The organism is Aquabacterium sp. OR-4 (genome assembly GCF_025290835.2).
Lineage (GTDB): Bacteria > Pseudomonadota > Gammaproteobacteria > Burkholderiales > Burkholderiaceae_C > Pseudaquabacterium.
In genome coordinates, this window is record NZ_JAOCQD020000001.1 from 206,599 (window position 1) to 231,732 (window position 25,134).

A 25,134-nucleotide genomic window follows, 5' to 3' on the forward strand; every position below is an offset into this window, starting at 1 on the left:
CGTCTAGTCCAGTGAAACGGAGAAATCGCCAAAGCGCGCCAGCGAGCGCGCGCGCGCCTTCTCGGCCTCGTCGTCTCGGTTCTTGGGCGGTGCGTGGGTGACCAGGCTGCCGATCAGCTGCCGCGCCACGTCGGCCACCTGGGCCACGGCCAGGTCAAAGGCCGCCTCGTTGGCCTTGGACGGCAGGTTGAACCCACTGAGCTTGCGCACGAACTGCAGCGCGGCGTCGCGGATCTCGAGCTCGGTGGCCGGCGGCTCGAAGTTGAACAGCGTCTTGATGTTGCGGCACATGCGGTGGGCCCGGTTCAGATGAAGGGGTAGGGCCCGGCTTGTGGGCCGATGGGGCTGAGGTGGCTGACCAGGCCTTCGCCCGGCTGCCAGCGGTGCAGCAGGCAGGCGGCCGGGCCGATGAAGGATTGCTCGGGCGCGCCGGGCAGAAAGTGCAGCGCGATCTGCGTGGTGGTGCTGGGGCAGGCGGCCACCACGGTGCCGGCCCAGCGGCGGAACATCAGCCGGTGCACATGGCCGCACAGCACCGCCTGCACCTGCGGGCTGGCGGCCACGATGGCCTCCAGCGGCGCCGCGTCGCGCAGGCGGTAGGCGTCCATGCTGGGCATGCCGCTGGCAAACGGCGGGTGGTGCAGCAGCAGCAGGGTGGGCTGCTGCGGCGCGGCGGCCAGCGTGCCGCGCAGCCAGTCGAGGCTGGCCGCATCGAGCACGCCGTGGTGGCGGCCGGGCAGGCAGGAGTCGAGCGCCACGACGCGCACCGGGCCTTCGTCGGCCACCCAGTGCAGCGGCCCGCTGGCGGGCAGGTAGGCATGGTCGGCAAAGGCCTGGCGCAGCGCCTCGCGGCCATCGTGGTTGCCGGGCATCAGGCGCAGGGGCAGGGTCAGCGGCCGCAGCAGCTCGCGCAACATGGCGTACTCGGCGGGCGCGCCCTCGTCGACCAGATCGCCCGAGATCAGCACCAGGTCGGGTGGTGGCTGCAGCTGCTGCAGGTGCGCAATGGCCTCGGCGAACATGCGGTTCGAGTCGACCACGCCCTTGTACAGCTGGCCGGCCGGGCGCACATGGGTGTCAGAGAGCTGGGCAATGAGCATGGCGGGCGATCATGCCTGCAGCGGCGCGGCCGGCCAACCGCCGGGGGGCATCTGCAGCACCGCCCGGGCCACCAGATCGGGCTGGCTGAACTGCGGAAAGTGCCCGCTCGCATCGGCCGGCACCTGCCGGCCCAGCGGCGACAAGGCCGCCAGGCGCTGCTGGTGCAGCGCGCGGGCCGCCAGCAGCGCCCGCGGCGTGGCCCAGGTCAGGGCCGGCCGCTGGCCGGTGAGCACGGTCAAGGGCAGGGGCGGAAAGCCGGGCGCGGCCAGCAGCTCGGCCGCCGACGCACGCGCGTGCAGGGTTTCGTGGTGGGGATGCAGCGGCCACAGCCGCTGGCTGACCCGCGCCAGCGCGCGCTGCAGGCGGCTTTCATGCAGCGGCAGCTGCAGCACATCCTCGGGTGCGGTGGCCTCCAGCAGCACCACGCCGGCCACCTGGGCCGGGCAGGTGCGCGCCAGCAGGTTGGCCACCAGGCCACCGAACGAATGCGCCACCAGCACCCACGGCGGCGGCAGTTGCAGCGTGGCCAGCAGCTGCAGCAGGTCGGCCACCATCACGCTGGCGGTTTGCGGCCGGGCCGGCGCCGCGCTGCGGCCGATGCCGGGCCGGTTGTAGGCCAGCGTGGTGCCGCTGCCGGCCAGGCGCGGCAGCAGCAGGTGCCAGCCGTGCAGCGGGCCGCCAGAGCCGTTGATCAGCACCCGCACCGGCCCGCCGTGCCCCTGGCACAGGTACTCGACGCGGCGGCCGTCGAGCTCGACGCATTGGCTGGGTGGCAGTGGCGTCATCGTTCGTCCTGGCGGGTCGGTGCGGTGCGGTGCGGGTCGGGTCGGGGCCGTCGGCCGCGTGTGGGCCGGGGCTGGTGCAGCGCTTGCTTGGCCTGGGCCAGGGCGCGGCCATGTCGGTCGCGCGCCGTTCAAACCGCACACGATGGACTGTTCGGGTCGCGATGTTGCCAAACCTTCGTCCGACGCGGCCGCGCCGGCCACGCCCTGGGTGGTGTGGAACGGCCTGTTCGGCCTGATCGACGAGGCCGTGCTGGGCCGGGTGGACAGCGGCCCCGGCGGCCGCCGGGCCTGGATGGCGCAGCCGTTCGAGATGCTGGGGCCGTTGGATCTGGACACCCTGCTGGCGCAGGGCCGCATCGCCTTTGCGGCCTGCCTGGTGATGTCGCGCGAGCGCTGGCGGGCCGATCAGGACACGCTGCGGCGCGAGGCCCGGGCGCAGCGCCGCGCCGCGCAGCGCCGCGCCGCGCAGCAGCGCCGCCAGACCGGCAGGGCCCGGGCCTTCAGGCGCCGGCCAGCAGGCGGCGGCGGCGCGCCAGGCTCTCGGCGGGCCAGCAGGCCTCGCGGTCGTAGTACTCGGCCATGGCCGGCACGCCGGGCGGCAGCAGCACCCAGGGCTGCTTGCTGTTGGTGAAGATGTGGATGTCGGGCGGCAGGTGGTCGGGCGCGTCGAGCGTGCCCACGCGCACGAAGGCCACCTTGGCACCGGCGCCGGCGTAGTGGCTCCACAGCGCGATGCGGCACTGCGGGCAGCGCGCGATCTGCTGGCCGCGGCCGCTTTGGCTGGGCGTGTGCACCCGCTCGGGCGCCAGCGCGCCGATCGACGCCACGCGCTCGCTCTCGATCATCGCGTTCAACGCAAAGGCCGCGCCGCTTTCGCGCTGGCACCAGCGGCAGTGGCAGCAGTGGGTGAACAGCGGCCGCGTGGCCATGCGGTAGCGCACGGCGCGGCAATCGCAACCGCCTTCCAACGGAAAGGGCGCGGGGCCTTCGGCGGCCGGCGGCTGGGTCAGGGACATGGCGGCAAACTCCTGGGGTCAGGCGGCTGGTCGAGCGGCAGATGGGGCAGCGGCAACGGCGGGCTGCCCGGCAGGATAAGACACCGGCATCGGCCAGCCGGGGCCAGCCGGGGCCAGCGGGGCGCGGCCGCTGGGCCGCTGGTGGCCAGGCTTCAGTAGTCGGTCCAGCCGCCGCTTTGCAGGGTGTGGCGAATGGCCAGCGCGCTGCGCACCAGGGCCGGGGCGATCTCGTCGCTCAGGCGCTTGCCCTGCAGGCGGGCGGCCGGCCCGCCCACGGTGAGCGACAGCGGCTCGCGGCCGTCGCCCAGGTCGATGGCCACGCCGGCGGCGCTGATGTCGGCCTCCCACTCGGTCTCGCTGGTCACGTAGCCCAGCTGGCGCTGCTGCAGCTGCGCGCGCTCGAGCCCCTGGCGCAGCTGCGGCCAGGCCGGCCGCGGCGGTGCGTTGCCGCGCGCCGGCTGCTGGCTTTCGGCTTCCAGATCGCTCAGCAGCCGGGCCTGCTCGGCCGGCTGCAGCGCCACGTACAGCGCCCGGCCCATGGCGGTGCTGGCCAGCGGCAGCTGGGTGCCCACGTCCAGCCCCAGGGTCAGCGGCGCGGCGCTGCGGCAATGCGCCACGTAGACCATGGTCAGGCTGCGCCGCACGCCCAGCGACACGGCGGCCTGGGTCTCGTCGGCCAGCGCCTGCATGTGCGGGCGGGCGATGCGGCCGATGTCGAAGTTGTTGAGCATCGAGAAACCCAGCGCCAGCACCCCGGGCGCCAGCGCGTACTCGCCACGCGTGCCGCGGTGGCGCAGGTAGCCCAGCGCGGTGAGCGTGAAGGTCAGGCGCGACACCGTGGCCTGCGGCAGGCCGGTGCGGCGCGCGATCTCCTGGTGCGCCAGCCAGCGGTCGGCCGGCCGGAAGCTGCGCAGCACCTCCAGGCCACGCGCCAGCGCGGTGACGAAGCGGCGGTCTTCGGCCACCACCGCCAGGGCATCGCTGCCGGCGAGTTCGCGTTGTCGGCCCATCGTCTGCCTGCTCTTTCCTTTTATTCCGCCAAGAGAAATGGTGAAGGCGAGCCACGGCGCCGGCCTGTCGCCCCAGCGACAGGCGATGCTGTCGCTTTCCCTATGTGGCGCCCTGCAGCGTTGTGCGCGGCCTGCGCGCTGCCTAGACTGCCGGCTCTGCTGCCAACGCGCGTTCCAATGCGCGGAATGACCATGCCCCACCGTGACCAGCCCCCCATTCTTCGCCACCCTTCGCGCCGGCAGCTGCTGGCGGCGGCCGCGCTGACGCCGCTGGCCGGTGCCAGCCGGGCGCAGGCCTTTCCGGCACGGCCGATCAACCTGATCGTGCCCTGGCCGGCCGGCGGCAGCACCGACCGCCACCTGCGCGCGCTGGCCGAGATTGCCGCCAAACATCTGGGCCAGCCGGTGGTGGTGCAGAACCAGCCCGGTGGCGGCGGCACCACCGGCCCCGGCAGCATGGGCCTGAACGCCAAGGCCGACGGCTACACGATCGCGCAGTTTCCGATGGGCATGCTGCGCATCCCGCACATGCAGAAGGTGCCCTGGCACCCGATCAACGACTTCAGCTTTTTGCTGGGCGTGTCGGGCTACACCTTCGGCTTCGTGGTGCGCGCCGACAGCCCGCACAAGAGCTTTGCCGAGTACATCGCCGCGGCCAAGAAGCAGCCGGGCGGCATCAACTTCGGCAGCACCGGCAACGGCACCAGCCCGCACCTGCTGATGGAAGAGGTGGCCGACGCCGCCAAGGTGGAGCTCACGCATGTGCCGTTCAAGGGCAATGCCGACCTGATGCAGGCCTTGCTGGGTGGCCATGTGATGGCCGCCAGCGATGCCACGGGCTGGGACAAGTTCGTCGACGCCGGCCAGATGCGCCTGCTGGCCACCTTTGGCGAGCAGCGCACCAAGCGCTGGCCGCAGGTGCCCACCGCCAAGGAGCTGGGCTACAACGTGGTGGGCAACTCGCCCTACGGCCTGGTGGCGCCCAAGGGACTGGACCCGGCCATCGCCCAGCGCCTGCACGACGCGTTCAAGAAGGCCATGGACGACCCCGAGCACCTGAAGGTGCTCGACCAGCTCAACCAGCAGCCCTGGTACAAGACCGGCCCCGAGTACCTGGCCTGGGCCAAGGACGGCTTTGCCAAGGACAAGGCGCTGATCGAGCGGCTGGGGCTGGCGGCCAAGTAGCTGGGGCACCCGGCGCCGCGGGGACGCGGCGCCACCCGCCGGGCGGGTAGCGCGGCCCGCTTGGGAGCGGCCCGGCGCTGGGCCGCGTGGGGCACCCGGCGCCGCGGGAATCAGATCAGCGAGCCGACGTTCAGCAGCGTCAGCACGCCCAGCACCGCGAAGATCATCGCCGCCACGGCGTGCACCATGCGCATGCTCACGCGCTTGGCCACCTGGTCGCCCAGCAGCACGGCGGGCACGTTGGCGGCCATCATGCCCAGCGTGGTGCCGGCCACCACCGCCCACAGCTCGCTGTAGCGTGCGGCCAGGGCCACGGTGGCGATCTGGGTCTTGTCGCCCATCTCGGCCAGAAAGAAGGCCAGCACCGTGGTGCCAAACACGCCCAGGCGCGGGTTCTCGGGCTCGGCATCGCCGTCGAGCTGGTCGGGCACCAGCATCCACACGGCCATGGCCAGAAAGCCGCCGCCGATCACCCAGCGCAGCAGCGTGGGGCCCATCAGCCCCGCCAGCCAGCCGCCCAGCCAGCCGGCTGCCGCATGGTTGGCCAGCGTGGCCACCAGGATGCCCAGGATGATGGGCACGGGTTTGCGAAAGCGCGCGGCCAGCAGCACCGCGAGCAGCTGGGTCTTGTCACCCATTTCGCCGAGGGCCACGATGCCGGTGGAGACGAGAAAGGCTTCCACGATGGGGTTGTTGGCGCCGGGCGGCGCATCAGGCAGGGCGGCGCAGTGTAGCGACGCCGCCTGTCGGGCCGCTGTCGCCGCGCGGTGGCCGTGGCGCGCGCAGGGCCCGGGCCGGCGTTCAGGCGCCTGTCAGCCGGGCTGTGCTGCCCCGGTCTGGCCCGCCAGCTGGGCGGCCACGAACGCCTCGAACACCGGCCACAAGGCGCTGCCGGGGTCGTGCGCCGGCGCCAGCTGGGCCAGCGCCAGCAGCGCGGCTTCAAAGGTGCTGAGCTGGCCTTCGCCGCGGGCGCGGCGGATGCGGTAACGCGAGGGCGGCGGTGCGGCCAGGGCCAGCCGCGGCAGGCCCTGCAGCCAGGGGCTCTGGTACAGCATGCGCCGGCTCTTGCGCCAGGTGCCGTCGATCACCACCAGCCGCAGCCGCGCCGGATCGGCCAGCCACGCCGGCGGCAGCGGCGGTGGTGCGGGCAGCGCCGCGTCGCCCGGCGTGGCCGGGTACAGCAGGATGTCGTGGCGGCCGCCCGGCGCCGGCGCGGCGGCTCCTTCATCGGCCGGGGCCCGGGCCCACTGCTCGCCCACCAGCAGCCGGCTGCCGGCCACGGCCTGGTGCAGCAGGCGCGCCGTGCCCTTGGCCTCGCGCTGCTCGCGCGGGTGTTGCAGCAGCAGCAGGGCCACCGGGCCCTGCCAGGGCAGGCCCGGCCGCGCCAGGCAGTGGCACACGCAGCGCGCGCGCAGGCAGCCCGGGCAGGCCGTGCGGCGCGGGCTCAGGCCGGCGCCGTGCTCGGGTTCGTGCTCGTGTTCGCCCACAGGGCCTCGATCGGCTCCGGGCGGTGCAGCAGGTAGCCCTGGGCCATGTCCACGCCCAGCTCGTTCAGGCGCTTCATCACCGGCTGCGTTTCCACGCACTCGGCCACGGTGCGCAGGCCCACCACCCGCGCCACGTCGACGAAGCTGCGCACCGCGGCCTCGTCGAGCGCATCGCTGCCGAGGTTGCGGATGAACTGGCCGTCGATCTTCAGCGCGTCGACCTGCAGGCGCTTGAGGTAGCCGTACGACGAGGCGCCGGCGCCGAAGTCGTCCAGCGCCACACGGGCACCGGTGGCGCGCAGCTGCTCGATGAACACCGCGGCATCGGCCAGGTTGGTGACCGCCGCGGTTTCGGTGATCTCGACGCACAGGCGCCGGCACACCGCCTCGCCGGCCTGGGCCAGCAGCTCCATCACATGGCGGTGCATGGCGCGGTCGCCCACCGACTGGCCCGACAGGTTGACGCTGAGGCACTCGATGCGCGCCAGCGTGGCGGCCGGCAGGGCCTGCATGTGCCGCAGCACCCGGGCCAGCACCCAGCGGTCGATGCGGCTGACCAGGTGGAAGCGTTCGGCCGCCGGCAGAAAGGCGCCGGGCGCGACCAGGCTGCCGTCCACCTCGCGCAGGCGCAGCAGCACCTCGGCATGCACGCCATGGCCGTGGCCCTCGATCGGCTGGATGCGCTGCGCAAAGAGCACGAAGCGGTCGTCGTCGAGCGCCTGCTCGATGCGCGTGGCCCAGCGCATCTGGCCGTGGCGGTTGTGCATGGCCTCGTCGGTGTCGAACCAGGTGTGCACGCGGTTGCGCCCGGCCTCCTTGGCGGCATAACACGAGGTGTCGGCGGCCTGCAGGATGGCGGCGGGGCTGCTCCAGCGCGAGTCCACCGGCACCAGACCGATGCTGGCGCCGATGCGAAAGCGGCGCCCGTCGTGCACGAAGCGGAAGTCTTCCATGCGGTCGCAGATCTGCTGCGCCACGCGCTGCGCCTGCTGCGCCGAGCAGTGCTCGAGGATCACCGCAAACTCGTCGCCGCCCAGCCGCGCCACGGTGTCGCGCGAGCGCGCGGCGTCGGTCAGCAGCCGCGCCACCTGCTGCAGCAGCTGGTCGCCCACAGTGTGGCCGCAGGCATCGTTGACGAGCTTGAACTGGTCGAGGTCGACATACAGCAGCGCATGCTCGCTGCGGTCTTCCTGGGCCTTGGCCAGCATGCGCCGCAGCCGCGCCTCGAACTCGGTGCGGTTGACCAGGCCGGTCAGCGCATCGTGGCTGGCGCGCCAGCTCATCTCGCCCGACAGGCGCCGCTGCTCGGTGACATCGTGGAACACCAGCACCGCGCCCAGCACCGCGCCGCGGTCGTTGCGGATCGGGGCGGCCGAGTCCTCGATGCCGTACTCGTGGCCGTCGCGCGAGATCAGCAGCGTGTGCTGGGCCAGGCCCTTGACATCGTCGTCGGCCAGGCAGGCGGCCACCGGGTTGGGCGCCGGCTCGCGGCTGGTGTCGTTGACGATGTGGAAGACCTGCAGCAGCGGCCGGCCCTGGGCCTCGCGGCTGGTCCAGCCGGTCATGCGCTCGGCCACCGGGTTGAGCCACACCACGTCGCCCGCGGCATCGGTGGTGATCACCGCATCGCCGATCGACTGCAGCGTCACGCGCATCAGCTCGTGCTGCTCGGCCAGCTCGCTGGCCAGGCGGCGCGTCTCGGTCACGTCGAGGTGGGTGCCGGCCACCCACTCGGCGCGGCCATCGGGCAGGCGCGACATCACGCGGCCGCGCGCCAGCACCCACACCCAGCGGCCCTCGCGGTGCCACATGCGGAACTCGCACTCGTACAGCGGCGTCTGGCCCGACAGGTGCTGCGCCAGCAGGGCCTGCGCGCGGCCCAGGTCGTCGGGGTGCAGGCGGCCCGACCAGGCGTCCAGCTTCTGCGGGCCGAGCTCGTCCAGCGTGCAGCCCAGGATGCCGGCCCAGCGTTCGTTGAAATGCGCCTCGCCGCTGGGCACATGCCATTCCCAGGTGCCGGCGGCCGTGCCTTCGAGGATGTTGGCCAGCCGCCCGCGCTCGCGCTGCAGTGCAAGCTGGCTGCTGGCCAGCGCATCGAGCGACTGCGACTGCAGCAGCACGGCGCGGCGGTTTTCCAGCGCCCGCACCGCGGCGATGCCCAGGCACTCGAGCACTTCGCGCTGGTGGGCGTCGAGCACGCGCGGGCGGCGGTCGATGACGCACAGCGTGCCCACGCACTGGCCATCGGACAGGCGCAGCGGCTGCCCGGCATAAAAGCGGATGCCCGGCTCGCCCAGCACCAGCGGGTGGCGAGTGAAGCGCTCGTCGGTGTGGGTGTCGGGCACCTCCATCAGCGCATGGCCGTGGATGGCATGGCCGCAGAACGACTGCTCGCGCCGCGTCTCGGTGACACCGTCGAGCCCGTGGTTGGCCTTGAACCACTGGCGCCCGGCATCGACCAGGCTGATCAGCGAGATCGGCACCCCGCACACCAGCGAGGCCAGGCGCACGATGGCGTCAAACTCCTGCTCGGGCGGGGTGTCGAGCACGGCCAGTTCATGAAGCGCGGCCACGCGTTGCGCGTCATCGGCGGCGATGTGGGGCAGGTGCATGGGTGCGTGTGGAGCGGGTTCGGCAGGGCGGTGCGAGGCACGGCCCCGGCACGTTGGCGGGCAGGGCGGCGGATTATCGAGGGGCCCATTCGCCGGATCGGCCATGACCCCGCCGCGGTCAAGCCCGGCCGCCGGCCCAAAACGTGATCAAAGCCGCAGCCTGCCGGCCTGGCCCGGCGCCGCGCCGCAGCCTCGCGGTTCCGCCGGGCCGCCCCAAGGGACTGAACGCCCCCTGGTGGGCACGCGCGAAGCGCCGTGGGGTCAGGCTCAGGCGGCGGCCGTGGGTGCGCGGGCGTTGAGCCCGTAGCCCTTGAACTTCTCGACCACGCGCGCGATCTCGTCGTCGGGCAGCACAGCCACCGTGCTGCCGGTGGCCGCGGCCAGCTGCAGCGCGGCCAGGTACTGCTGGGCCAGGGTCTCGACCTCGCGCGCCAGCCACATGGCCTTGGCCAGGTCGCGCTCGAAGGCCAGCAGGCCGTGGTGCGCCAGCAGGCAGGCCTTGCGCTCGTGCAGCGCGGCCACCGCCACCTGCGACAGCTCGGGCGTGCCATAGGTGCGGTAGGGCGCGCAGCGGATGCCCGGGCCGCCGGCCGCGGCGATCATGTAGTGGATGGCGGGAATGGCCAGGCCCTGGATGGCCAGCACCGTGGTGTGCGTGGGGTGGCCATGCACCACGGCACCGGCCTCGGGCCGCGCCTGGTAGATGGCCAGGTGCATCAGCCACTCGCTGCTGGGCAACTGCGCGGCCGGCCAGTCGGCCGTGCCGGGGCCGGTGAAGCGCACCGGCACGATGTGCTCGGGCCGCAGCGTCTCGTAGGGCATGCCGCTGGGCGTGATCAGCATGCCCTCGGCGCCGTCGGCCAGGCGCAGGCGCACGCTCAGGTTGCCCGAGGTGCCGCTGGCCAGGCCCAGGGGCACCAGGCGGTTGGCCTCGCGCACCAGCTGCTCGCGCAGCGCGCCCTGGTCGGCGGTTTCAACCATGGTTCAGCACCTTGGCCACCGGCGCCGGGCGCAGCCGGTAGGCATCGGGCATGCCGCTGCCCAGCAGCGGGCGCAGGTACAGGCGGAAGGCGTCGGTCACGTCGGTGCCGCTGTCGCTGATGAAGGCGTCTTCCATGGTGCGGGTCTTGCCGGCCACGGCCTCCAGCGGCAGCAGGCTGTAGTCAGCCGCGTAATAGCCCGCTCGCTGGATGGCCACCGAGCCATCGCGGTCGCCCCACATCGCGAACTGCACCGCCTTCTCGCCCACCTCGCGCGCCTCGCGCTGGTCGACATCGCTGACGCAGCCCACGAAGCTGCGCTGCAGGTAGCCGAAGGTGTCGCCTCGCACGCGCTTGATGCCGAGCTTGCCCTTGATCTCTTCGCACAGCAGGTCGGCCAGCGCGCCGGTGCCCGAGAGCTGCACATTGCCGTGCGCGTCGCGCTCGAGGTCTTGCGCCAGCCTGGCGATCATCGGCGTGCCGTCGCTCGCGTGGATGCCCTCGCTGACCGCGATCACGCAGCGGCCGTGGCGCTGGTGCACGGCGTGCACATCGGCCAGGAAGCGATCGACGTCGAAGCTGCGCTCGGGCAGGTAGATCAGGTGCGGGCCATCGTCGGCAAACTTCTTGCCCAGCGCTGCGGCGGCGGTCAGGAAGCCGGCATGGCGGCCCATCACCACGCCCAGGTACACGCCGGGCAGCGCGGCGTTGTCGAGGTTGGCGCCGGCAAAGGCCTGGGCCACGAAGCGCGCCGCGCTGGGAAAGCCCGGCGTGTGGTCGTTGAGCACCAGGTCGTTGTCGATGGTCTTGGGGATGTGGATGCAGCGCAGCGGGTAGCCGGCGTCGCGCGCCTCCTGCGCCACGATGCGCACCACGTCGGACGAATCATTGCCGCCGATGTTGAAGAAGTGGCCGATGCCATGGGCCTTCATCACCTCGAACATGCGGTGGCAGTAGGCGGCATCGGGCTTGTCGCGCGTGCTGCCGAGTGCCGAGCTGGGTGTGGCCGCCACCAGCTCGAGGTTGTGGCTGGTTTCCTGCGTGAGATCGACGAAGTCTTCGTTGACGATGCCGCGCACGCCGTGGCGCGCGCCGTACACGCGGTCGATGCCCTTGTGGCGGCGGGCTTCCAGCACCACGCCCACCAGGCTCTGGTTGATCACCGCGGTGGGGCCGCCGCCCTGGGCGACGAGGATCTTGTTCATGGCCGGTCTCCGACAGAGGAAGCCGGCGCGCCGCCGTGGGCGCGCGCCGATCCGCTAGCGTAGCCGGGTTTTCAGGCCGGGCCAGGTGCGCCAGACAGCGGGCCGAGCGCCGGGCCGCTCCCAAGCCGGCCCGCACCCGCCCGGCGGGTGGATCCGCGTACCCGCGGGGCCGGGTGCTCCATTCAGCCGACTTTCACTTCGCTGATCTGCAGCGTGGGCTGGGCGTTGGTGTAGTTGGGGATGTCGCCCAGGATCTCGGCCGCATGCGGGCCGAAGCCGGCCTGGAAGGCCTCGACCGAGGTGCAGATCAGCGCGCCCACGGCCACATAGGGCGCCGGCTGGCCCGGTGCGCCGCCGGCCAGGCCGGCATCCACGGTAAAGCCGGTGCAGGCTGCACCGATGCGCGCCTGCACCATGGGCATGTGCTTCTCGACGTAGTAGGCCATGTCGAAGCGGGTGTCGGGCGTGTTGGGATAGAAGATGTGGACCTTGATCATGCGAAGCTCCTGGGCAGCAGTGACGACGGGCCGCCGCACGGCGCAACTCGGCCGCTGGCAGCGCCGCGTTATCGCATGACGCACGCGTGCGGCACAGAGGGGGCAAGCCCTGTGCCGCCAGGGCACAGGCTGCGCCGCCGGCTAGCTGAACAGGCCGGGTGCCACGTCGCCCAGGGTCTCGTCGGCATAGAAGCACGACGGGCACACCGCGCGGTAGCGCTCGTTGCCGCCGATCTCCACCTGCTCGCCCTGCTGCACGCGCCGGCCGTGGTGGTCGGTGCGGATGTTCATCGTGGCCTTGCGGGCGCAGGCGCAGATCGACTTCATCTCCTCCACCTCGTCGGCCAGGGTCAGCAGCGCGGCGCTGCCCGGAAAGGCCTCGCCACGGAAGTCGCTGCGCAGGCCCCAGCAGATCACCGGCACATGGTCCACATGGGCCATGCGGTGCAGCTGGCGCACCTGCCCGGCGCTGAGGAACTGCGCCTCGTCGATCAGCACGCAGGCCAGCGCGCCGCCGGCCACCTCGCGCAGGTGCCTGGCGTCGAAGCCGGTGTCGGCGCCAAAGGTGGCGGCTTCGCGCGTGAGGCCCAGCCGCGAGCCGATGCGGCCGCTGGCCACGCGGTCGTCGTGCGCGGCGGTGAACAGCAGCACGCGCATGCCGCGTTCCTCGTAGTTGTGCGCCACCTGCAGCAAGGCGGTGGACTTGCCGGCGTTCATCGCCGCGTAGCGGAAGTAGAGCTTGCTCACGGGGCCATTGTCGGCGCCCGATCCACGCACAGGCCAACGGCGTGGCTGCAGCCGGCGGCGGTTCTATAGTTGGCAGCTCCCGGCCGGGCACCGCGCCCGGCGCATGCGCCCCACGGGGGCCCCAGGAGCACGCCCGACGATGAGTTCCCACCCGCTGCGCATCGGCCTGTCGGCGCGCCTGATGCACCAGGTGCCTGCCGAGCTGGGTTTTCGCGGCAAGACGCTGCAGTACCTCGAGCAGAGCTTCGCGCACTGGATCATGGCCCACGGCGCGCTGGCGCTGATGGTGCCCACGCTCGGCCACGATGCCGAGGTGGCGCGCCGGCGCGTGCACCTGCAAGGCTATGTGGATCTGCTCGACGGCCTGATGCTGCAGGGTGGCGCCGATGTCTGCCCCACGATGTACGGCCAGGCGCCGCTGCGCCCCGAGTGGAACGGCGACCTGGTGCGCGACCGCTACGAGGTGGAGCTGATCGAGGCCTTCGTGGCCGCCGGCAAGCCGGTGTTCGGCATCTGCCGCGGCCACCAGCTGATCAACGTGGCCTTTGGCGGCAGCCTGCTGCAGGACATCGTCACCCAGCGCCCCGGCACGCGGTCGCATGTCGACCGCGCGGCGTATGACGAATGGCACCATGCCATCACGCTGACGCCCGGCTCGCGCCTGGCCGCGCTGTATGCCGATGCGCCGCCGCGCCCGCTGGTCAACAGCATCCACCACCAGGCGATCGACCGCCTGGGCAGCGGCCTGGTGGTGGAGGCCCGCGATGCCGACGACGGCACCATCGAGGCCATCCGCCACAGCGCCGCCGGCTTCGTGGTGGGCGTGCAGTGGCACCCCGAGTTCCACTGGCGCCGCAGCGACCGGCTGGACGCCGAGCCACTGCTGGTGGATTTTCTGCATGCCGCGCGGGCGCGCCGCAACGCCGCGCCCGCCGCCTGAAGCCGCCTGAAGCCCCCGATCGCCCCCGCCGGAGACCGCCCATGAACGCCCCCACGCCGCTGCCCGCACTCGACGAGATCCGCGCCCACGAGGCCGAGGCCATCGCCATCCGCCAGCAGATCCATGCCAACCCCGAGCTGGGCTTCGAAGAGTTCGCCACCAGCGAGCTGGTGGCCGAGCGCCTGGCGCGCTGGGGCTATGCGGTGCACCGCGGCCTGGGCGGCACCGGCGTGGTGGGCACGCTGCGCCTGGGCAGCGGGCCACGCACGCTGGGCCTGCGTGCCGACATGGACGCGCTGCCCATCGTCGAGACCACCGGCCGGCCCTGGGCCAGCCGGGTGCTCGGCAAGATGCACGCCTGTGGCCACGACGGCCACACCGCCATGCTGCTGGCCGCCGCGCGCCACCTGGCGGCGCAGCGCGACAGCGGCCTGTTCGACGGCACGGTGCACCTGATCTTCCAGCCCGCCGAAGAAGGCCTGGGCGGCGCGCGCAAGATGCTGGAAGACGGCTTTCTGACGCTGTTTCCCTGCGACATGGTGTTCGCGCTGCACAACATGCCGGGCCACCGGGCCGGGCAGTTCGGCTTTCGCGCCGGGCCCTTCATGGCCAGCAGCGACGTGGCCACCATCACCGTGCACGGCACCGGCGGCCATGGCGCCGTGCCGCAGAAGGCGGTCGACCCGGTGGTGGCCGCGGCCAGCATCGTGATGGCGCTGCAGACTGTGGTGGCGCGCAACGTGCCGCCGCTGGAGATGGCAGTGGTGACGGTGGGCGCCATCCACGCCGGCGAGGCGCCCAACGTGATCCCGCAGACCGCCGAGCTGCGGCTGTCGATCCGCGCGCTGCGCCCCGAGGTGCGGGCCCTGCTGCAGCAGCGGGTGACCGAGATCGCCCACGCCCAGGCCGCCGTGTACGGCGCACGCGCCGAGGTGCACTACGAGTGCCGCTACCCGGTGCTGGTGAACGATGCCGAGGCCACCGCCTTCGCGCGGCAGGTGGCGCTGGACTGGCTGGGCCAGGACGGCGTGATCGAGGACATGCAGCCGCTCACCGGCAGCGAGGACTTCGCGTTTTTTCTCGAGCAGGCCAAGGGCTGCTACCTGGTGGTGGGCAATGGCACCGGCGACGGCGTGGGTGAGGGCGGCTGCATGGTGCACAACCCCGGCTACGACTTCAACGACCGCGTGCTGAGCACCGGTGCCAGCTACTGGGTGCGCCTGGTGCAGGCCTGGCTGAAGCCCGGCGCCGCAGCGGCGCAGGGCGCGGCCGGGCGCTGACAAGGCACACTGTCGGCCCATCCCCCCCCCCCGAGCAGCCGAGCGAGCAACGGACATGAAAGCAACCTGGAACGGCGTGGTGATCGCCGAGAGCGACGACACCGTGCTGCTGGAAGGCAACCACTACTTCCCCGAGGCCAGCCTGAAGCGCGAATACACCAGCTTCAGCAACCACCGCAGCAGCTGCCCCTGGAAGGGCCAGGCGCGCTGGCTGAGCCTGTTCGTCAACGGCGAGATGCTCAACGACGCGGTCTGGTACTACCCCGAGCCCACCGACGCGGCGCAAGAGATCGCCGGCCGCATGGCCTTTGGCCAGGGCGTGACGGTGGCATGAACCGCCTGAGCCGATCTGCCCTGCGCTTTGGCGCGCGGTTTGCCGGGCCCACCATCGGCCCCACCACCGGGCGCACCACCGGGCGCACGCAGGCACCCGCGCGGCCCTGCGCCATGCCGCCGGGGGCGTGGTGAAGATGCGGCTGTCGGAGTTTTTCCGGCGCAACCCCTACCGCCCCACCTCGCCGCGCCAGCGCCTGGTGCTGGTGGCCGTGACCCTGGTGACCGTGCTGCTGCTGTTCAGCGGCCTGCTGGCGCCGCACCTGCGCTACCTGCAGCACAAGCTGGCCATGCGCAGCCCGCCGCTGCCGCCCTGCGCGCCGGGCCAGACCGAGCGCTGCCTGGGCGGCCGCCAGCCGGTGATGCTGATCGCCCCGGCGCCGCGCCCGGCCGCCAGCCGCTGAGCGGCACGGGCTGCCGGCGCGCCGGCGGCCCGCCCAGCCGCTCAATCCAGCGGCGGCACGCGCCCGGCCAGCCAGTCGGCCCAGTGCGCGATGCAGGCGCGCAGCTTGGGCAGGCGCTGGCGCTCGTGCAGCATCACCGCAAACAAGGGCAGCGGCTCCTCGTTGAGCTGCCCGGCCAGCACCGGCAGCAGCTGGCCCGAGGCCAGCAGCGGCGCGGCCGCGATGTCGATGAAGCGGCCGATGCCGGCCCCGGCCCGGGCCAGCGACAGCGCCACCGCGGTGCTGTCGACGCGGGTGTGGCCACGCACCGCATGCACTGCGCCGCCAGGCAGCGGCCACAGGTTCAGCGCCGGGTTCAGGCTGTTGCCGATCAGCCGGTGCCGGGCCAGATCGGCCGGCGTGGCCGGCTGGCCGTGGCGGCGCAGGTAGTCGGGTGAGGCATACAGGCCGCGGCGCAGCTCGCCGATCTGCCGCGCCACCAGGTTGTCACCGGCCGGGCTGCCGGTGCGGATGGCGATGTCGACCCCTTCGCGCACCATGTCGACCACACGGTCGTCGGTGCTGATGTCGAGCTGCAGCTGCGGGTGGCGGGCCTGCAGCGTGGGCAGGCTGGGCGCGATCACCGTCTCGGCAGTGATGGTGCTGACGCTCAGCCGCACCCAGCCGCTGGGCCCGGCCAGCCGGCCCGACAAGGCGCTGTCGAGCTCGGCGCGCACTTCCAGCAGGCGGCGCGCGTGGGCCAGCACCGTGTCGCCCTCGTCGGTGAGGCTCAGGCCATGGGTGTTGCGGTGCAGCAGGCGCACGGCGCAGCGCGCCTCCAGCCGGTTCAGCGCACGGCTCACCTGGCTGACCGGCACCTCGCGCTCGCGCGCCGCGGCCGACAGCGTGCCCAGCTCCACGATGCGCACAAACAGCGCGGCGTCGTCCAGATCCATGCGCCGGCATTGTGGCTGGCCTTGCAGTTGTTGCAAAACCGATTGGCATTGAGTGGGGTTTCCGGGCCGCGCTTGTCTGCATAAAGTGGCAAGCACCCGGTCGCCACCTGTGTTGGCGCCATCCCGTCCACCGCAGCCCGTCCGGCCCCCCGGGCCGGCTGGCGGCCTGTGTGTCTGTCTGTCGATCTGCCTGCCAGGCCTGTCCGCCTGGCCTCTGGAGCCTGCCCATGCCCCTTGTCACCCTGCGCCTCGGCGCCACCCCCGACCGCCACCTGGCGGCCCGCGCCGCGGCGCTGCTGCACCAGCTCACCGTCACCCACCTGGGCAAGCGGCCCGAGTTGATTGCCACGGCGGTGGATTTCATCGATCCGGCCACCTGGTTCGTGGCCGGCCGCTCGCTGGCCGACAGCGGGCTGCGCAGCTACCACCTCACGATCACCATCACCGACGAGACCAACCTCAAGGCCGAGAAGTCGCGCTTCATGGCCGCGGTGCATGCCGCGCTCGGCGACTTGCTGGGCCCGCTGCACGAGGAGAGCTACATCCATGTGCACGATGTGCGCGCGGCCGCCTATGGCTACGGCGGCCGCACCCAGGAGTGGCGCGCCCACCATGCCGACCCGGCCTGAGCCCGGGCCCGGGCGCGTTGCCGGTGCGCCGCTGAATGCGGCCGCCGGCTTCAGCGGCCGGGTTCAGCCGCCGGCGGGTGGCAGCGGAAAGCGCTGCGCATTCAGCGCCATCTTGGCGCGCGCCGCCTGCACCGGGTCGATGCCCAGCTGGTCGGCCAGTTGCAGCAGGTACAGCAGCACGTCGGCCACCTCGTGCGCCACCTCGGCGCGCTGCGGCTCGGGCAGCGCGCGGCTTTGCGCCTCGGTGAGCCACTGAAAGTGCTCCAGCAGCTCGGCCGCCTCCACGCTCAGGGCCATGGCCAGGTTCTTGGGCGCATGAAAGGGCTGCCACTGCCGCGCGGCGGCAAAGGCACGCAGGTCGGCGGTAAGGGCCACCAGCGAGTCGGGCGGCAGCTTGCCCGCGGGTGCGGCGGCTGGGTTGGGCGAAGGCTCGGTCGGCAAGGTCATGCGCCAAGCCTAGCGCGGTGGCGGCCAGGCCGGCGCCGCACAATGCGGGCATGAGCGACACCGCCCTCTACCTGAGCGCCACCGAGGCGCCCAGCCGCGCCGAGATCGACGCCCTGGCCGGCCCGCTGCTGCTGGAGTTTGGCACCGGCTGGTGCGGCCACTGCCGCGCCGCACGCCCGCTGCTGGCCAGCGCGCTGCAGGCCCACCCCGGCGTGCGCCACCTGCGCGTGGAAGACGGCCCCGGCCGCGCCCTGGGCCGCGGCTTTGGCGTCAAGCTGTGGCCCACGCTGCTGTTTCTGCGCGATGGCCAGGAGCTTGCGCGCCTGGTGCGCCCGCAGGATGCCGCGGCGCTGGCCCGGGCGCTGGCCGCCATCGATGCACCCGGCGGGCAGCCCGGCGCCCCTGCGGCCTGATCAGCACCGCATGCACCCGCTCCCCCGCCCGGCGGGCTGCGCCGGGGGCCAGCTCACAGCTTCAGATCCAGCGACAGGTTGAACTGCGGCCGGGTGTAGCGCTCGGTGCGGCTGTAGTCGCCGCTGGCATACAGCGTGGTGGTGCTGCCGTTGCTGGGGCCGAAGGGCTGCACGCCGGCGCTGGCCGCCAGGCGCATCGACAGGCCCTGGCGAAAGATCCACTGGCCGAACAGGTCGACGCTGGTGTTGCGGCTGCGCTGCTGCCACTGGTCCAGCATCAGCTGGGTGTCGTAGGCCGGGTTCAGTCCCAGCGTGCCGCCCAGCACCAGCGGCAGGCCGGGCACACGCTGGTCGAAGCCCAGCGTGGCCGACCAGGGCTGCTGACCATCCAGCCGGTTGTCGGGCCCGGGCAGGGCGGCCACGCGCGAGCGGTAGACGTTGATCGAGCTGCGCAGGTTCAGCGCCTTGGCCGCCTGCGGCATCACCGCCAGCAGGCTGGGCAGCAGATCGGCGGCACGGCCCTTCAGCTCGAGCTCCACGCCGCTGGTGCTGGCCGACGAGAAGTTGACCGGCTGCGCCACAAAGCGCGCCGCCGTGGCCCAGCTCACCGCCTGCGGGCCGCTGGTCACGGTGCGCACCACGTCCTTGAGCTGGCGGTGGAACACGCCCACGCTCCACAACCCGCCGTTGGCCAGGTAGTGCTCGAAGGCGATGTCCAGGCCGGTGGCCAGTTCGGGCCGCAGCAGCGGGTTGCCGATGCGGTCGGGCTGCAGCGCGGTATTGCCCTGGGTGGTGTCGAGGTAGTTGGCGTTGATCGACGGCCGCGCCAGCATCGCCCCCAGGCCCGGTGCCTTGTAGCTGCGCGTGAGGCTGGCGCGCAGCATGTCGCGGCCCTTGGCATCGAACTTGTAGCTCATGTGCGCCAGCGGCGAGAGCACGCGGCTGGTATTGACCACCGGCGCCAGCAGCGCGTCGCTGCCGCGGCTCTCGGTGCGGATGACCTCCTGGCGCAGGCCCAGGTAGAGCTGCCACTGCGCCGAGATCTCCCACTCGTCTTGCACATAGACGGCGGTGCGGCGCACCTTGGCGCTGAAGGGCTGGCCGTCGTAGGCCGGCAGCTGCGGCTGGCCGCTGGCGTCGAGGGTGCTGCGCCATTCCTCGCGCTGGCGCGCCTCCAGATCCCAGCCGGCGGTGAGGCTGTGCGCCTCGCCCAGCAGCAGGTTGTACTTGCCGGCCTGGGTGAGGCCCTTGTCGGCACCGCCGCCCACCGAGTGCAGCTTGAGCGCGCCGCCGTCTTGCAGGTTGCGGGCATCGAAGTGCCATTTCGACAGCTGCGCGCCGGCCTTCAGCTCGATGCGCTGGTCGGCCCGAAAGCGGTTGGCCCACACCAGGTTGCCGCGGCGGTTCTCCCAGCTGCCGTGCTGGTCGGTGTCGTCGTCAAACAGCGGCTGGCCCGCCAGCGCCTGGTTGGCATAGTCGCTGCGGTTGTTCCAGTAGCCCTTTTGCGCATAGCCCTGCAGCGACAGCGACTCGTCGTCGCTGATCTTCCAGTTCAGGCGCGGGCCCAGGTTGTAGCCCCAGCCCCACAGCTCCTGCTGCGTCTGCTGGTGCGACAGGGCCGGCAGGCCGTCGCGGCCCGGCGCGCGCCGCTCGAGGGTGATGCGGTTCTCGCGGCGCCACTCGAACAGCGACACCGGCAGCGACAGCGACACCGGGCCCTTGGCCTCGCCCAGCGTGAGGTTGGCAAACCCCATCGGCCGCTCGAGCCCGCTCACCAGGCCCAGGCGCAGATCGCGCTGCGACTGGCGCGGCGCGTCCTTCAAGATGATGTTGATGCTGCCGGCCACGGCCTGCGCGCTCTGCTCGGCGGTGGGCGCGCGCAGCACCTCGATGCGCTCGATCTGCGACGGGCTCAGCTGGTCGAGCGCAAAGCCCGGCGGCGCCGGATCGCCATTGATCAGGATCTGCGTGTAGCCCGCGCCCAGGCCACGCATGCGCGGCCCGTCGGAGCCCACGTTCACGCCGGGCAGGCGGCGCAGCACATCCAGCGCATTGGTGTCGCCATGGCGGTCGATCTCTTCGCGGTCGTAGATCTGCTTGGCCACGCTGGCCGCGCGACGCAGCTCGGTGGCGCCCTGGCGGCCGGCGATCTCGACCCGCTGCACGCTGGTGGCCTCGCGGCTGGGCGTGTCGGCGCCGGCATCGGGGCTGGCCTGCTGGGCCCGGGCCGTGAGCGGGCCCAGGCTGCAGATCGCGCAGCACAGGCTCAGCGGCGCCAGACCCGAACGGACGACAAGAAGCGATGACAGCGGCACACGAGTCTCCCCACCCATGCCCGAGCGACATGCCGGGCGGGCTGGATGCTGCCAGAACACGCCGCGGTCGCGCACACCATGCGACGGACGGCGGCCTGCGGGTTTGTTCGGTGGATACCCGGCACACCGCGGCCCGGCCAGCAGTATGGGCGGCTCACATTGATGGCCCGGACCACGGTGCGAATACTGCGCCGACACCCCCATCCATCGGAGACAACATGGTTCGATACACCCCCCTGGCCGCCGCATGCCTGAGCGTTGCCACGCTGGTTCTGGCCGGTTGCGGTGGCAGCGACGGCAGCACGCCGGCACCGCCGCCGACCCAGCGCAGCACCAGCCTGGGCCTGGTGCTGGGCACCGACGACAGCACCACCAGCGGCACCTACGCCTGGAAAGGCATCCCCTACGCCAAACCGCCGGTGGGTGCGCTGCGCTGGCGTGCACCCGCCGACGCACAGGCCTGGACGGGGGCCAGAAGCGCGCAGCAGTTCGGCAATGCCTGCGCGTCGTCGGGGCGGCTTTACGGCCCCGGGCTGAACAACCGCTACGACGCCACCATCGGCACCAGCTACAACAGCACCGTCGGCTCCGAAGACTGCCTGTACCTCAACGTGTGGCGCCCCGCCACGGCCACCGAGAAGCTGCCGGTGATCGTGTTCGTGCACGGTGGCAGCAACATCACCGGCTACACCGCCGACCCGGTGTACGACGGTGCCACGCTGGCCAAGACCGCCAATGCCGTGGTGGTCAGCGTCAACTACCGGCTGGGCGTGCTGGGCTTCTTGAACGCCGCGCCGCTGAAGACCGGCGATGCGCTGGACGACTCGGGCAACTTCGCGCTGCTCGACATCCACAAGTCACTGCAGTTCATCCAGCGCAACATCGCCCAGTTTGGCGGCGATGCCGGCAACGTCACCCTGATGGGCCAGTCGGCAGGAGCCGTCAACGTGCTGGCGGTGATGACCATGCCGCTGGTCGTGAATGCCAGCCCGGCCCTGGTGCACCGGCTGATCCCGATCAGCGGCGGCATCGCCCGCGACGTGGACGTGCCGCCCGCCCTGGCTGCGCAGACCGGCGGCCAGAACTGGTTCGTGCCGTCGCTCGAAGACCAGTCGGTGTGGGCCACGCGGGCCCAGGCCCTGCTGACCAACCTGCTGGTGTCGGACGGCACCGTGGCCAGCACCGCGGCGGCCACCGCCTACATCGCCACCCGCAGCGCCGCCCAGCTGGCCGACTACCTGCGCAGCAAGAGCGCCGACCAGTTGCTGGACACCGTGTTGACCAAGCTGGCACCGGCCGGCCAGAGCGGCGCGAACCCGATCCCCGATGGCACGGTGCTGCCGCTCAACCCCACCGCCGAGATCCGGGCCGGCCGCTACCTGAAGGTGCCGGTGCTGGTGGGCAACACCCGCGACGAGATCAAGCTGTTTCCGGCACTGACCTTTCCGTGGCTCGGGTTGGCCCGCGGCCGCGTGGCCACCATGACCGACCCGGTGGTGTTTGCCCGGGCCTTCAGCCATGACCCGAACGCCGCACCCACGATGACCGTGGCCGACTGGATCCCCGAGCAGTTTCTGCCGACAACGGCGCCCTACCCGGGCTTCAATGCCACCACCGACTATGTCAACCAGCACTGGTTCATCCCCAACCGCGACAGCTTGATCAGCGCCCTGCAATCGCAAGCCGGGCAGAAGGTCTGGGCCTACCGCTTCGACTGGGACCGCGAGCCCGCGCCGTTCAACGAGGTCTTCGGCGCCGCCCATGCCTTCGATCTGCCCTTCATCTTCGGCAACTTCGGGCCGTCGCTGTACGCCAACTTCGTCAACAGCAACGCCAACAAGCCCGGCCGGCTGGCCCTGTCGGACGCCATGATGCGCAGCATCGGCGCCTTTGCGCTCAAGGGCGATCCCAACGATGCCTCGCTGGGCATCACCTGGCCCCAATGGCCATCGACCCTGCTGTTCAATGCCTCGCTGACGGCCAAGGCGATCACGCTGCAGTGAGTGCAGCCAGCTCCGCCGCCGCGTTGCCGCCCAGGCGGCGGCGCGGGCCAGGCTCAGGGCTGGGGTTTGGCGGGCTGGTGCCCTGAGCGGCGGGCAGTCAGGTAGTCGGGCAGTCAGGCAGTCGGTTGGCGCGCTGGTGTGTGGCCCAGCCGACAGCCAGCTCAAACGTCGATGTTCGCCGCCCTCAAGGCATTGCTCTCGATGAAGTCGCGCCGCGGCTCGACCTCGTCGCCCATCAGCATGGTGAACACGCGGTCGGCTTCGATGGCGTCTTCGATCTGCACGCGCAGCAGGCGGCGCACGGTGGGGTCCATGGTGGTCTCCCACAGCTGCTCGGGGTTCATCTCACCCAGGCCCTTGTAGCGCTGGCGGCCCACGGCGTTTTCGGCCTGGCCCATCAGCCAGGCCATCGCGGCGCGGAAGTCGGCAGCCTTGTGCTCCTTCATCTTCTCGCCCTCGCCGCGACGCACCACGGCATCGGCGCCCAGCAGGCCCTTGAAGGTGACGCCGGCTTCCTTCAGCGCAGCGTAGTCGGCGCCGTGCACGAAGTCGGCGGTGATCACGCTGGCCTTCACGTTGCCGTGGTGGCGGCGGCTGATGCGCAGCAGGTGCTTGTCGGTGCGTGCGTCGAACTGCGATTCGACCGTGGCATCGGTCAGTGCGGCCTGCAGCGCGGCAGCGCTGGCTTCGGCCTTGGTGGCATCGTCGAGGTCGAGCTCCAGGCCGTTGGCGATGGCGCGCAGGGCGTCCAGGTCCATCCAGTTGCCCAGGCGGTCGACCACATGGTTGGCCACCACGTACTTGCGCGCCAGCTCCTCCAGCGTGCTGCCGCTCAGCGCGGCGCGGGCACCGTCGGGGCCGTCAGGCAGCACCGAGGCGCCGTCGATCGCCACCTTCAGCAAGAAGCCGTCGAGCTCGTGGCCGTCCTTCAGGTACTGCTCGTGCTTGCCCACCTTCACCTTGTACAGCGGCGGCTGGGCGATGTAGATGTGGCCGCGCTCGACCAGCTCGGCCATCTGGCGGTAGAAGAACGTGAGCAGCAGGGTGCGGATGTGCGCGCCGTCCACGTCGGCGTCGGTCATCACGATGATGCGGTGGTAGCGCAGCTTGTCGACGTTGAAGTCTTCGGCGCCGATGCCGGTGCCCAGGGCGGTGATCAGCGTGACGATCGATTCGCTGCTCAGCAGCTTTTCGTAGCGCGCCTTCTCCACGTTCAGGATCTTGCCGCGCAGCGGCAGGATCGCCTGGAACTTGCGGTCGCGGCCCTGCTTGGCACTGCCGCCGGCGGAGTCACCCTCCACGATGTAGATCTCGCAGAGGCTGGGGTCCTTCTCCTGGCAATCGGCCAGCTTGCCGGGCAGGCCCAGGCCGTCCATCACGCCCTTGCGGCGGGTCATCTCGCGCGCCTTGCGTGCGGCCTCGCGGGCACGCGCGGCCTCGACGATCTTGCCGCAGATGATCTTGGCGTCGATCGGGTTCTCGAGCAGCCAGTCGGTGAGCAGCTTGCTCACGATCTCTTCGACCGGGCCGCGTACTTCAGACGATACGAGCTTGTCCTTGGTCTGGCTGCTGAACTTGGGCTCGGGCACCTTGACGCTCACCACGCAGGCCAGGCCTTCGCGCATGTCGTCACCGGCGATCTCGACCTTGGCCTTCTTGGCCAGTTCGTTGTCGTCGATGTACTTGTTGATCACCCGGGTCATCGCCGCACGCAGGCCGGTGAGGTGGGTGCCACCGTCGCGCTGCGGGATGTTGTTGGTGAAACACAGCACGTTCTCGCTGAAGCCGTCGTTCCACTGCATGGCCACCTCGACACCGATGTTGGTGTTCTGGTCGCTCATCTTGTCGCCCAGGGCGTGGAAGATGTTCGGGTGCAGGGTCTTCTTGCCCTGGTTGATGAACTCGACGAAACCCTTCACGCCGCCGGCGTAGGCAAAGTTGTCTTCCTTGGCGTTGCGCTCGTCGACCAGGCGGATCTTCACGCCGTTGTTCAGGAACGAGAGCTCGCGCAGGCGCTTGGCCAGGATGTCGTAGTGGAAGTCGTTGTTCTGCTGGAAGATCTCGGTGTCGGGCAGAAAGTGCACCTCGGTGCCGCGCTTCTCGGTCTCGCCCACGATCTTCAGCGGCCGCACTTCGGCGCCGTCGCGCATCTCGGTGGGCATGTCCTGCGGAATGCCGCGCGCAAACTCGATCTGGTGCACCTTGCCTTCGCGGCGCACGGTCAGGCGCAGCCAGCGGCTCAGGCCGTTGACGCAGCTCACGCCCACGCCGTGCAGGCCGCCCGAGACCTTGTAGCTGTTCTGGTTGAACTTGCCGCCGGCATGCAGCTCGGTCAGCGCGATCTCGGCCGCACTGCGCTTGGGCTCGTGCTTGTCGTCCATCTTCACGCCGGTGGGGATGCCGCGGCCGTTGTCGACGACGCTGATGCTGTTGTCGCTGTGGATGGTGACGGTGATGTCGTCGCAGTGGCCGGCCAGCGCTTCGTCGATGGAGTTGTCGACCACCTCGAACACCAGGTGGTGCAGGCCGGTGCCGTCGCTGGTGTCGCCGATGTACATGCCCGGGCGCTTGCGCACGGCCTCCAGGCCTTCCAGGATCTGGATGCTGCCTTCGCCGTAGGCCGCCGAGGCTTCCGAGCCGGTGGAGGCCACCTGGCCCTGGGCCGAGGGCACCTCGCGCTGGGTCACGCCCTGGCTGTCAGCTTGCTTGCTCGGGTCCTGCGGGGCGGTGGGTTCGGTCATTGCTTTTCTTCAAGGCCGCGGAGCGGCCGCATTCAACGGTCTGGCTGGAACCCCCGCCTGGCGGGGGCA

The 25,134-nt window shown here is 71.6% G+C and carries 24 protein-coding genes; 8 read left to right on the forward strand and 16 right to left on the reverse strand.

Annotation, left to right across the window (positions count from 1 at the left end):
• Nucleotides 1–3: 3 nt before the first annotated feature.
• The 5 genes from N4G63_RS00810 to N4G63_RS00830 all read right to left on the reverse strand — a co-directional run bounded on the left by N4G63_RS00810 (nt 4) and on the right by N4G63_RS00830 (nt 3,912).
• Entirely contained in the window at nt 4–291 is a 288-nt protein-coding gene (locus N4G63_RS00810; RefSeq protein ID WP_260789314.1) for a DUF2277 domain-containing protein, read from the reverse strand.
• 14 nt (nt 292–305) lie between these two features.
• Nucleotides 306–1,100 carry a phosphodiesterase gene (locus tag N4G63_RS00815; protein ID WP_260789312.1) on the reverse strand — a complete coding sequence of 265 codons (795 nt, stop codon included), beginning with the start codon at nt 1,098–1,100 and terminating at the stop codon, nt 306–308.
• Between the two features lie 9 nt (nt 1,101–1,109).
• Nucleotides 1,110–1,886 carry an alpha/beta fold hydrolase gene (locus N4G63_RS00820; protein ID WP_260789310.1) on the reverse strand — a complete coding sequence of 259 codons (777 nt, stop codon included), beginning with the start codon at nt 1,884–1,886 and terminating at the stop codon, nt 1,110–1,112.
• Between the two features lie 500 nt (nt 1,887–2,386).
• Nucleotides 2,387–2,902, reverse strand: a complete 516-nt coding sequence (locus N4G63_RS00825; protein ID WP_260789308.1) for a GFA family protein — start codon at nt 2,900–2,902, stop codon at nt 2,387–2,389.
• A gap of 152 nt (nt 2,903–3,054) precedes the next feature.
• Complete coding sequence (locus tag N4G63_RS00830) at nt 3,055–3,912, reverse strand: IclR family transcriptional regulator (RefSeq protein ID WP_260789306.1); 858 nt, start codon at nt 3,910–3,912, stop codon at nt 3,055–3,057.
• A 192-nt stretch (nt 3,913–4,104) separates the two neighbouring features.
• Here N4G63_RS00830 and N4G63_RS00835 point away from each other — a divergent pair, with 192 nt between their 5' ends.
• Nucleotides 4,105–5,097 (forward strand): tripartite tricarboxylate transporter substrate binding protein, encoded by a 993-nt coding sequence (locus N4G63_RS00835; RefSeq protein WP_314599229.1) that lies wholly within the window; start codon nt 4,105–4,107, stop codon nt 5,095–5,097.
• A 110-nt stretch (nt 5,098–5,207) separates the two neighbouring features.
• Here the strand turns inward: N4G63_RS00835 and N4G63_RS00840 are convergent, their stop codons facing one another.
• From N4G63_RS00840 to N4G63_RS00870, 7 genes are all read right to left on the reverse strand, one after another.
• A complete protein-coding gene (locus tag N4G63_RS00840) occupies nt 5,208–5,780 on the reverse strand; it encodes a TMEM165/GDT1 family protein (RefSeq protein WP_260789304.1) in 573 nt (190 codons plus the stop codon).
• 129 nt (nt 5,781–5,909) lie between these two features.
• Nucleotides 5,910–6,584 carry a tRNA-uridine aminocarboxypropyltransferase gene (locus N4G63_RS00845; protein WP_260789303.1) on the reverse strand — a complete coding sequence of 225 codons (675 nt, stop codon included), beginning with the start codon at nt 6,582–6,584 and terminating at the stop codon, nt 5,910–5,912.
• The gene (locus N4G63_RS00850; RefSeq protein WP_260789301.1) at nt 6,542–9,196 is read right to left on the reverse strand and encodes an EAL domain-containing protein; all 2,655 of its coding nucleotides are present in this window, start codon (nt 9,194–9,196) and stop codon (nt 6,542–6,544) included. Before N4G63_RS00850 ends, N4G63_RS00845 begins: the two co-directional genes overlap by 43 nt.
• Nucleotides 9,197–9,463: 267 nt before the next feature.
• The gene (locus tag N4G63_RS00855; protein ID WP_260789299.1) at nt 9,464–10,177 is read right to left on the reverse strand and encodes a class II aldolase/adducin family protein; all 714 of its coding nucleotides are present in this window, start codon (nt 10,175–10,177) and stop codon (nt 9,464–9,466) included.
• A complete protein-coding gene (locus tag N4G63_RS00860; protein WP_260789298.1) occupies nt 10,170–11,381 on the reverse strand; it encodes a 6-phosphofructokinase in 1,212 nt (403 codons plus the stop codon). The genes N4G63_RS00855 and N4G63_RS00860 overlap by 8 nt, the downstream gene beginning before the upstream one ends.
• Nucleotides 11,382–11,563: 182 nt before the next feature.
• Nucleotides 11,564–11,878 carry an EthD family reductase gene (locus N4G63_RS00865; RefSeq protein ID WP_314599230.1) on the reverse strand — a complete coding sequence of 105 codons (315 nt, stop codon included), beginning with the start codon at nt 11,876–11,878 and terminating at the stop codon, nt 11,564–11,566.
• Nucleotides 11,879–12,019: 141 nt separating this feature from the next.
• Nucleotides 12,020–12,625 carry a thymidine kinase gene (locus N4G63_RS00870; RefSeq protein WP_314599231.1) on the reverse strand — a complete coding sequence of 202 codons (606 nt, stop codon included), beginning with the start codon at nt 12,623–12,625 and terminating at the stop codon, nt 12,020–12,022.
• A gap of 139 nt (nt 12,626–12,764) precedes the next feature.
• Between N4G63_RS00870 and N4G63_RS00875 the strand changes: the two genes are divergently transcribed.
• From N4G63_RS00875 to N4G63_RS00890, 4 genes are all read left to right on the forward strand, one after another.
• Nucleotides 12,765–13,565: a gamma-glutamyl-gamma-aminobutyrate hydrolase family protein gene (locus N4G63_RS00875; RefSeq protein ID WP_260789294.1), complete on the forward strand. Its 801-nt coding sequence runs from the start codon at nt 12,765–12,767 to the stop codon at nt 13,563–13,565.
• 41 nt (nt 13,566–13,606) lie between these two features.
• A complete protein-coding gene (locus N4G63_RS00880; RefSeq protein WP_260789292.1) occupies nt 13,607–14,845 on the forward strand; it encodes a M20 aminoacylase family protein in 1,239 nt (412 codons plus the stop codon).
• Between the two features lie 55 nt (nt 14,846–14,900).
• Nucleotides 14,901–15,179 (forward strand): DUF427 domain-containing protein, encoded by a 279-nt coding sequence (locus N4G63_RS00885; RefSeq protein ID WP_260789290.1) that lies wholly within the window; start codon nt 14,901–14,903, stop codon nt 15,177–15,179.
• Between the two features lie 130 nt (nt 15,180–15,309).
• Nucleotides 15,310–15,582, forward strand: coding sequence for a hypothetical protein (locus N4G63_RS00890; RefSeq protein ID WP_260789288.1), 273 nt, complete (start codon nt 15,310–15,312; stop codon nt 15,580–15,582).
• A gap of 41 nt (nt 15,583–15,623) precedes the next feature.
• Here the strand turns inward: N4G63_RS00890 and N4G63_RS00895 are convergent, their stop codons facing one another.
• On the reverse strand, nt 15,624–16,517 hold the full coding sequence (locus N4G63_RS00895; RefSeq protein ID WP_260789286.1) for a LysR family transcriptional regulator: 894 nt from the start codon (nt 16,515–16,517) through the stop codon (nt 15,624–15,626).
• 227 nt (nt 16,518–16,744) lie between these two features.
• On the opposite strand from N4G63_RS00895, the gene N4G63_RS00900 reads away from it, so the two are divergent.
• Nucleotides 16,745–17,146, forward strand: a complete 402-nt coding sequence (locus N4G63_RS00900; RefSeq protein ID WP_260789284.1) for a tautomerase family protein — start codon at nt 16,745–16,747, stop codon at nt 17,144–17,146.
• 63 nt (nt 17,147–17,209) lie between these two features.
• Here N4G63_RS00900 and N4G63_RS00905 read toward each other — a convergent pair whose 3' ends face one another.
• On the reverse strand, nt 17,210–17,593 hold the full coding sequence (locus N4G63_RS00905) for a nucleotide pyrophosphohydrolase (RefSeq protein ID WP_260789282.1): 384 nt from the start codon (nt 17,591–17,593) through the stop codon (nt 17,210–17,212).
• 50 nt (nt 17,594–17,643) lie between these two features.
• Between N4G63_RS00905 and N4G63_RS00910 the strand changes: the two genes are divergently transcribed.
• Entirely contained in the window at nt 17,644–18,006 is a 363-nt protein-coding gene (locus N4G63_RS00910) for a thioredoxin family protein (RefSeq protein WP_260789280.1), read from the forward strand.
• Between the two features lie 53 nt (nt 18,007–18,059).
• On the opposite strand, the gene N4G63_RS00915 is transcribed toward N4G63_RS00910, so the two are convergent.
• Nucleotides 18,060–20,321, reverse strand: coding sequence for a TonB-dependent receptor plug domain-containing protein (locus tag N4G63_RS00915; protein WP_260789278.1), 2,262 nt, complete (start codon nt 20,319–20,321; stop codon nt 18,060–18,062).
• A 218-nt stretch (nt 20,322–20,539) separates the two neighbouring features.
• On the opposite strand from N4G63_RS00915, the gene N4G63_RS00920 reads away from it, so the two are divergent.
• A complete protein-coding gene (locus N4G63_RS00920; protein WP_314599232.1) occupies nt 20,540–22,324 on the forward strand; it encodes a carboxylesterase/lipase family protein in 1,785 nt (594 codons plus the stop codon).
• Between the two features lie 161 nt (nt 22,325–22,485).
• On the opposite strand, the gene gyrB is transcribed toward N4G63_RS00920, so the two are convergent.
• Nucleotides 22,486–25,065: a DNA topoisomerase (ATP-hydrolyzing) subunit B gene (gene gyrB, locus N4G63_RS00925; protein WP_314599233.1), complete on the reverse strand. Its 2,580-nt coding sequence runs from the start codon at nt 25,063–25,065 to the stop codon at nt 22,486–22,488.
• Between the last annotated feature and the right edge of the window lie 69 nt (nt 25,066–25,134).

Coding starts and splice junctions, on each gene's coding strand:
- N4G63_RS00820 (WP_260789310.1), bottom strand. CDS start 1,886: ATGACGCCACTGCCACCCAGCCAATGCGTCGAGCTCGACGGCCGCCGC.
- N4G63_RS00860 (WP_260789298.1), bottom strand. CDS start 11,381: ATGAACAAGATCCTCGTCGCCCAGGGCGGCGGCCCCACCGCGGTGATC.
- N4G63_RS00835 (WP_314599229.1), top strand. CDS start 4,105: ATGCCCCACCGTGACCAGCCCCCCATTCTTCGCCACCCTTCGCGCCGG.
- N4G63_RS00880 (WP_260789292.1), top strand. CDS start 13,607: ATGAACGCCCCCACGCCGCTGCCCGCACTCGACGAGATCCGCGCCCAC.
- N4G63_RS00920 (WP_314599232.1), top strand. CDS start 20,540: ATGGTTCGATACACCCCCCTGGCCGCCGCATGCCTGAGCGTTGCCACG.
- N4G63_RS00875 (WP_260789294.1), top strand. CDS start 12,765: ATGAGTTCCCACCCGCTGCGCATCGGCCTGTCGGCGCGCCTGATGCAC.
- gyrB (WP_314599233.1), bottom strand. CDS start 25,065: ATGACCGAACCCACCGCCCCGCAGGACCCGAGCAAGCAAGCTGACAGC.
- N4G63_RS00900 (WP_260789284.1), top strand. CDS start 16,745: ATGCCCCTTGTCACCCTGCGCCTCGGCGCCACCCCCGACCGCCACCTG.
- N4G63_RS00830 (WP_260789306.1), bottom strand. CDS start 3,912: ATGGGCCGACAACGCGAACTCGCCGGCAGCGATGCCCTGGCGGTGGTG.
- N4G63_RS00855 (WP_260789299.1), bottom strand. CDS start 10,177: ATGGTTGAAACCGCCGACCAGGGCGCGCTGCGCGAGCAGCTGGTGCGC.
- N4G63_RS00850 (WP_260789301.1), bottom strand. CDS start 9,196: ATGCACCTGCCCCACATCGCCGCCGATGACGCGCAACGCGTGGCCGCG.
- N4G63_RS00825 (WP_260789308.1), bottom strand. CDS start 2,902: ATGTCCCTGACCCAGCCGCCGGCCGCCGAAGGCCCCGCGCCCTTTCCG.
- N4G63_RS00810 (WP_260789314.1), bottom strand. CDS start 291: ATGTGCCGCAACATCAAGACGCTGTTCAACTTCGAGCCGCCGGCCACC.
- N4G63_RS00885 (WP_260789290.1), top strand. CDS start 14,901: ATGAAAGCAACCTGGAACGGCGTGGTGATCGCCGAGAGCGACGACACC.
- N4G63_RS00865 (WP_314599230.1), bottom strand. CDS start 11,878: ATGATCAAGGTCCACATCTTCTATCCCAACACGCCCGACACCCGCTTC.
- N4G63_RS00905 (WP_260789282.1), bottom strand. CDS start 17,593: ATGACCTTGCCGACCGAGCCTTCGCCCAACCCAGCCGCCGCACCCGCG.
- N4G63_RS00895 (WP_260789286.1), bottom strand. CDS start 16,517: ATGGATCTGGACGACGCCGCGCTGTTTGTGCGCATCGTGGAGCTGGGC.
- N4G63_RS00815 (WP_260789312.1), bottom strand. CDS start 1,100: ATGCTCATTGCCCAGCTCTCTGACACCCATGTGCGCCCGGCCGGCCAG.
- N4G63_RS00910 (WP_260789280.1), top strand. CDS start 17,644: ATGAGCGACACCGCCCTCTACCTGAGCGCCACCGAGGCGCCCAGCCGC.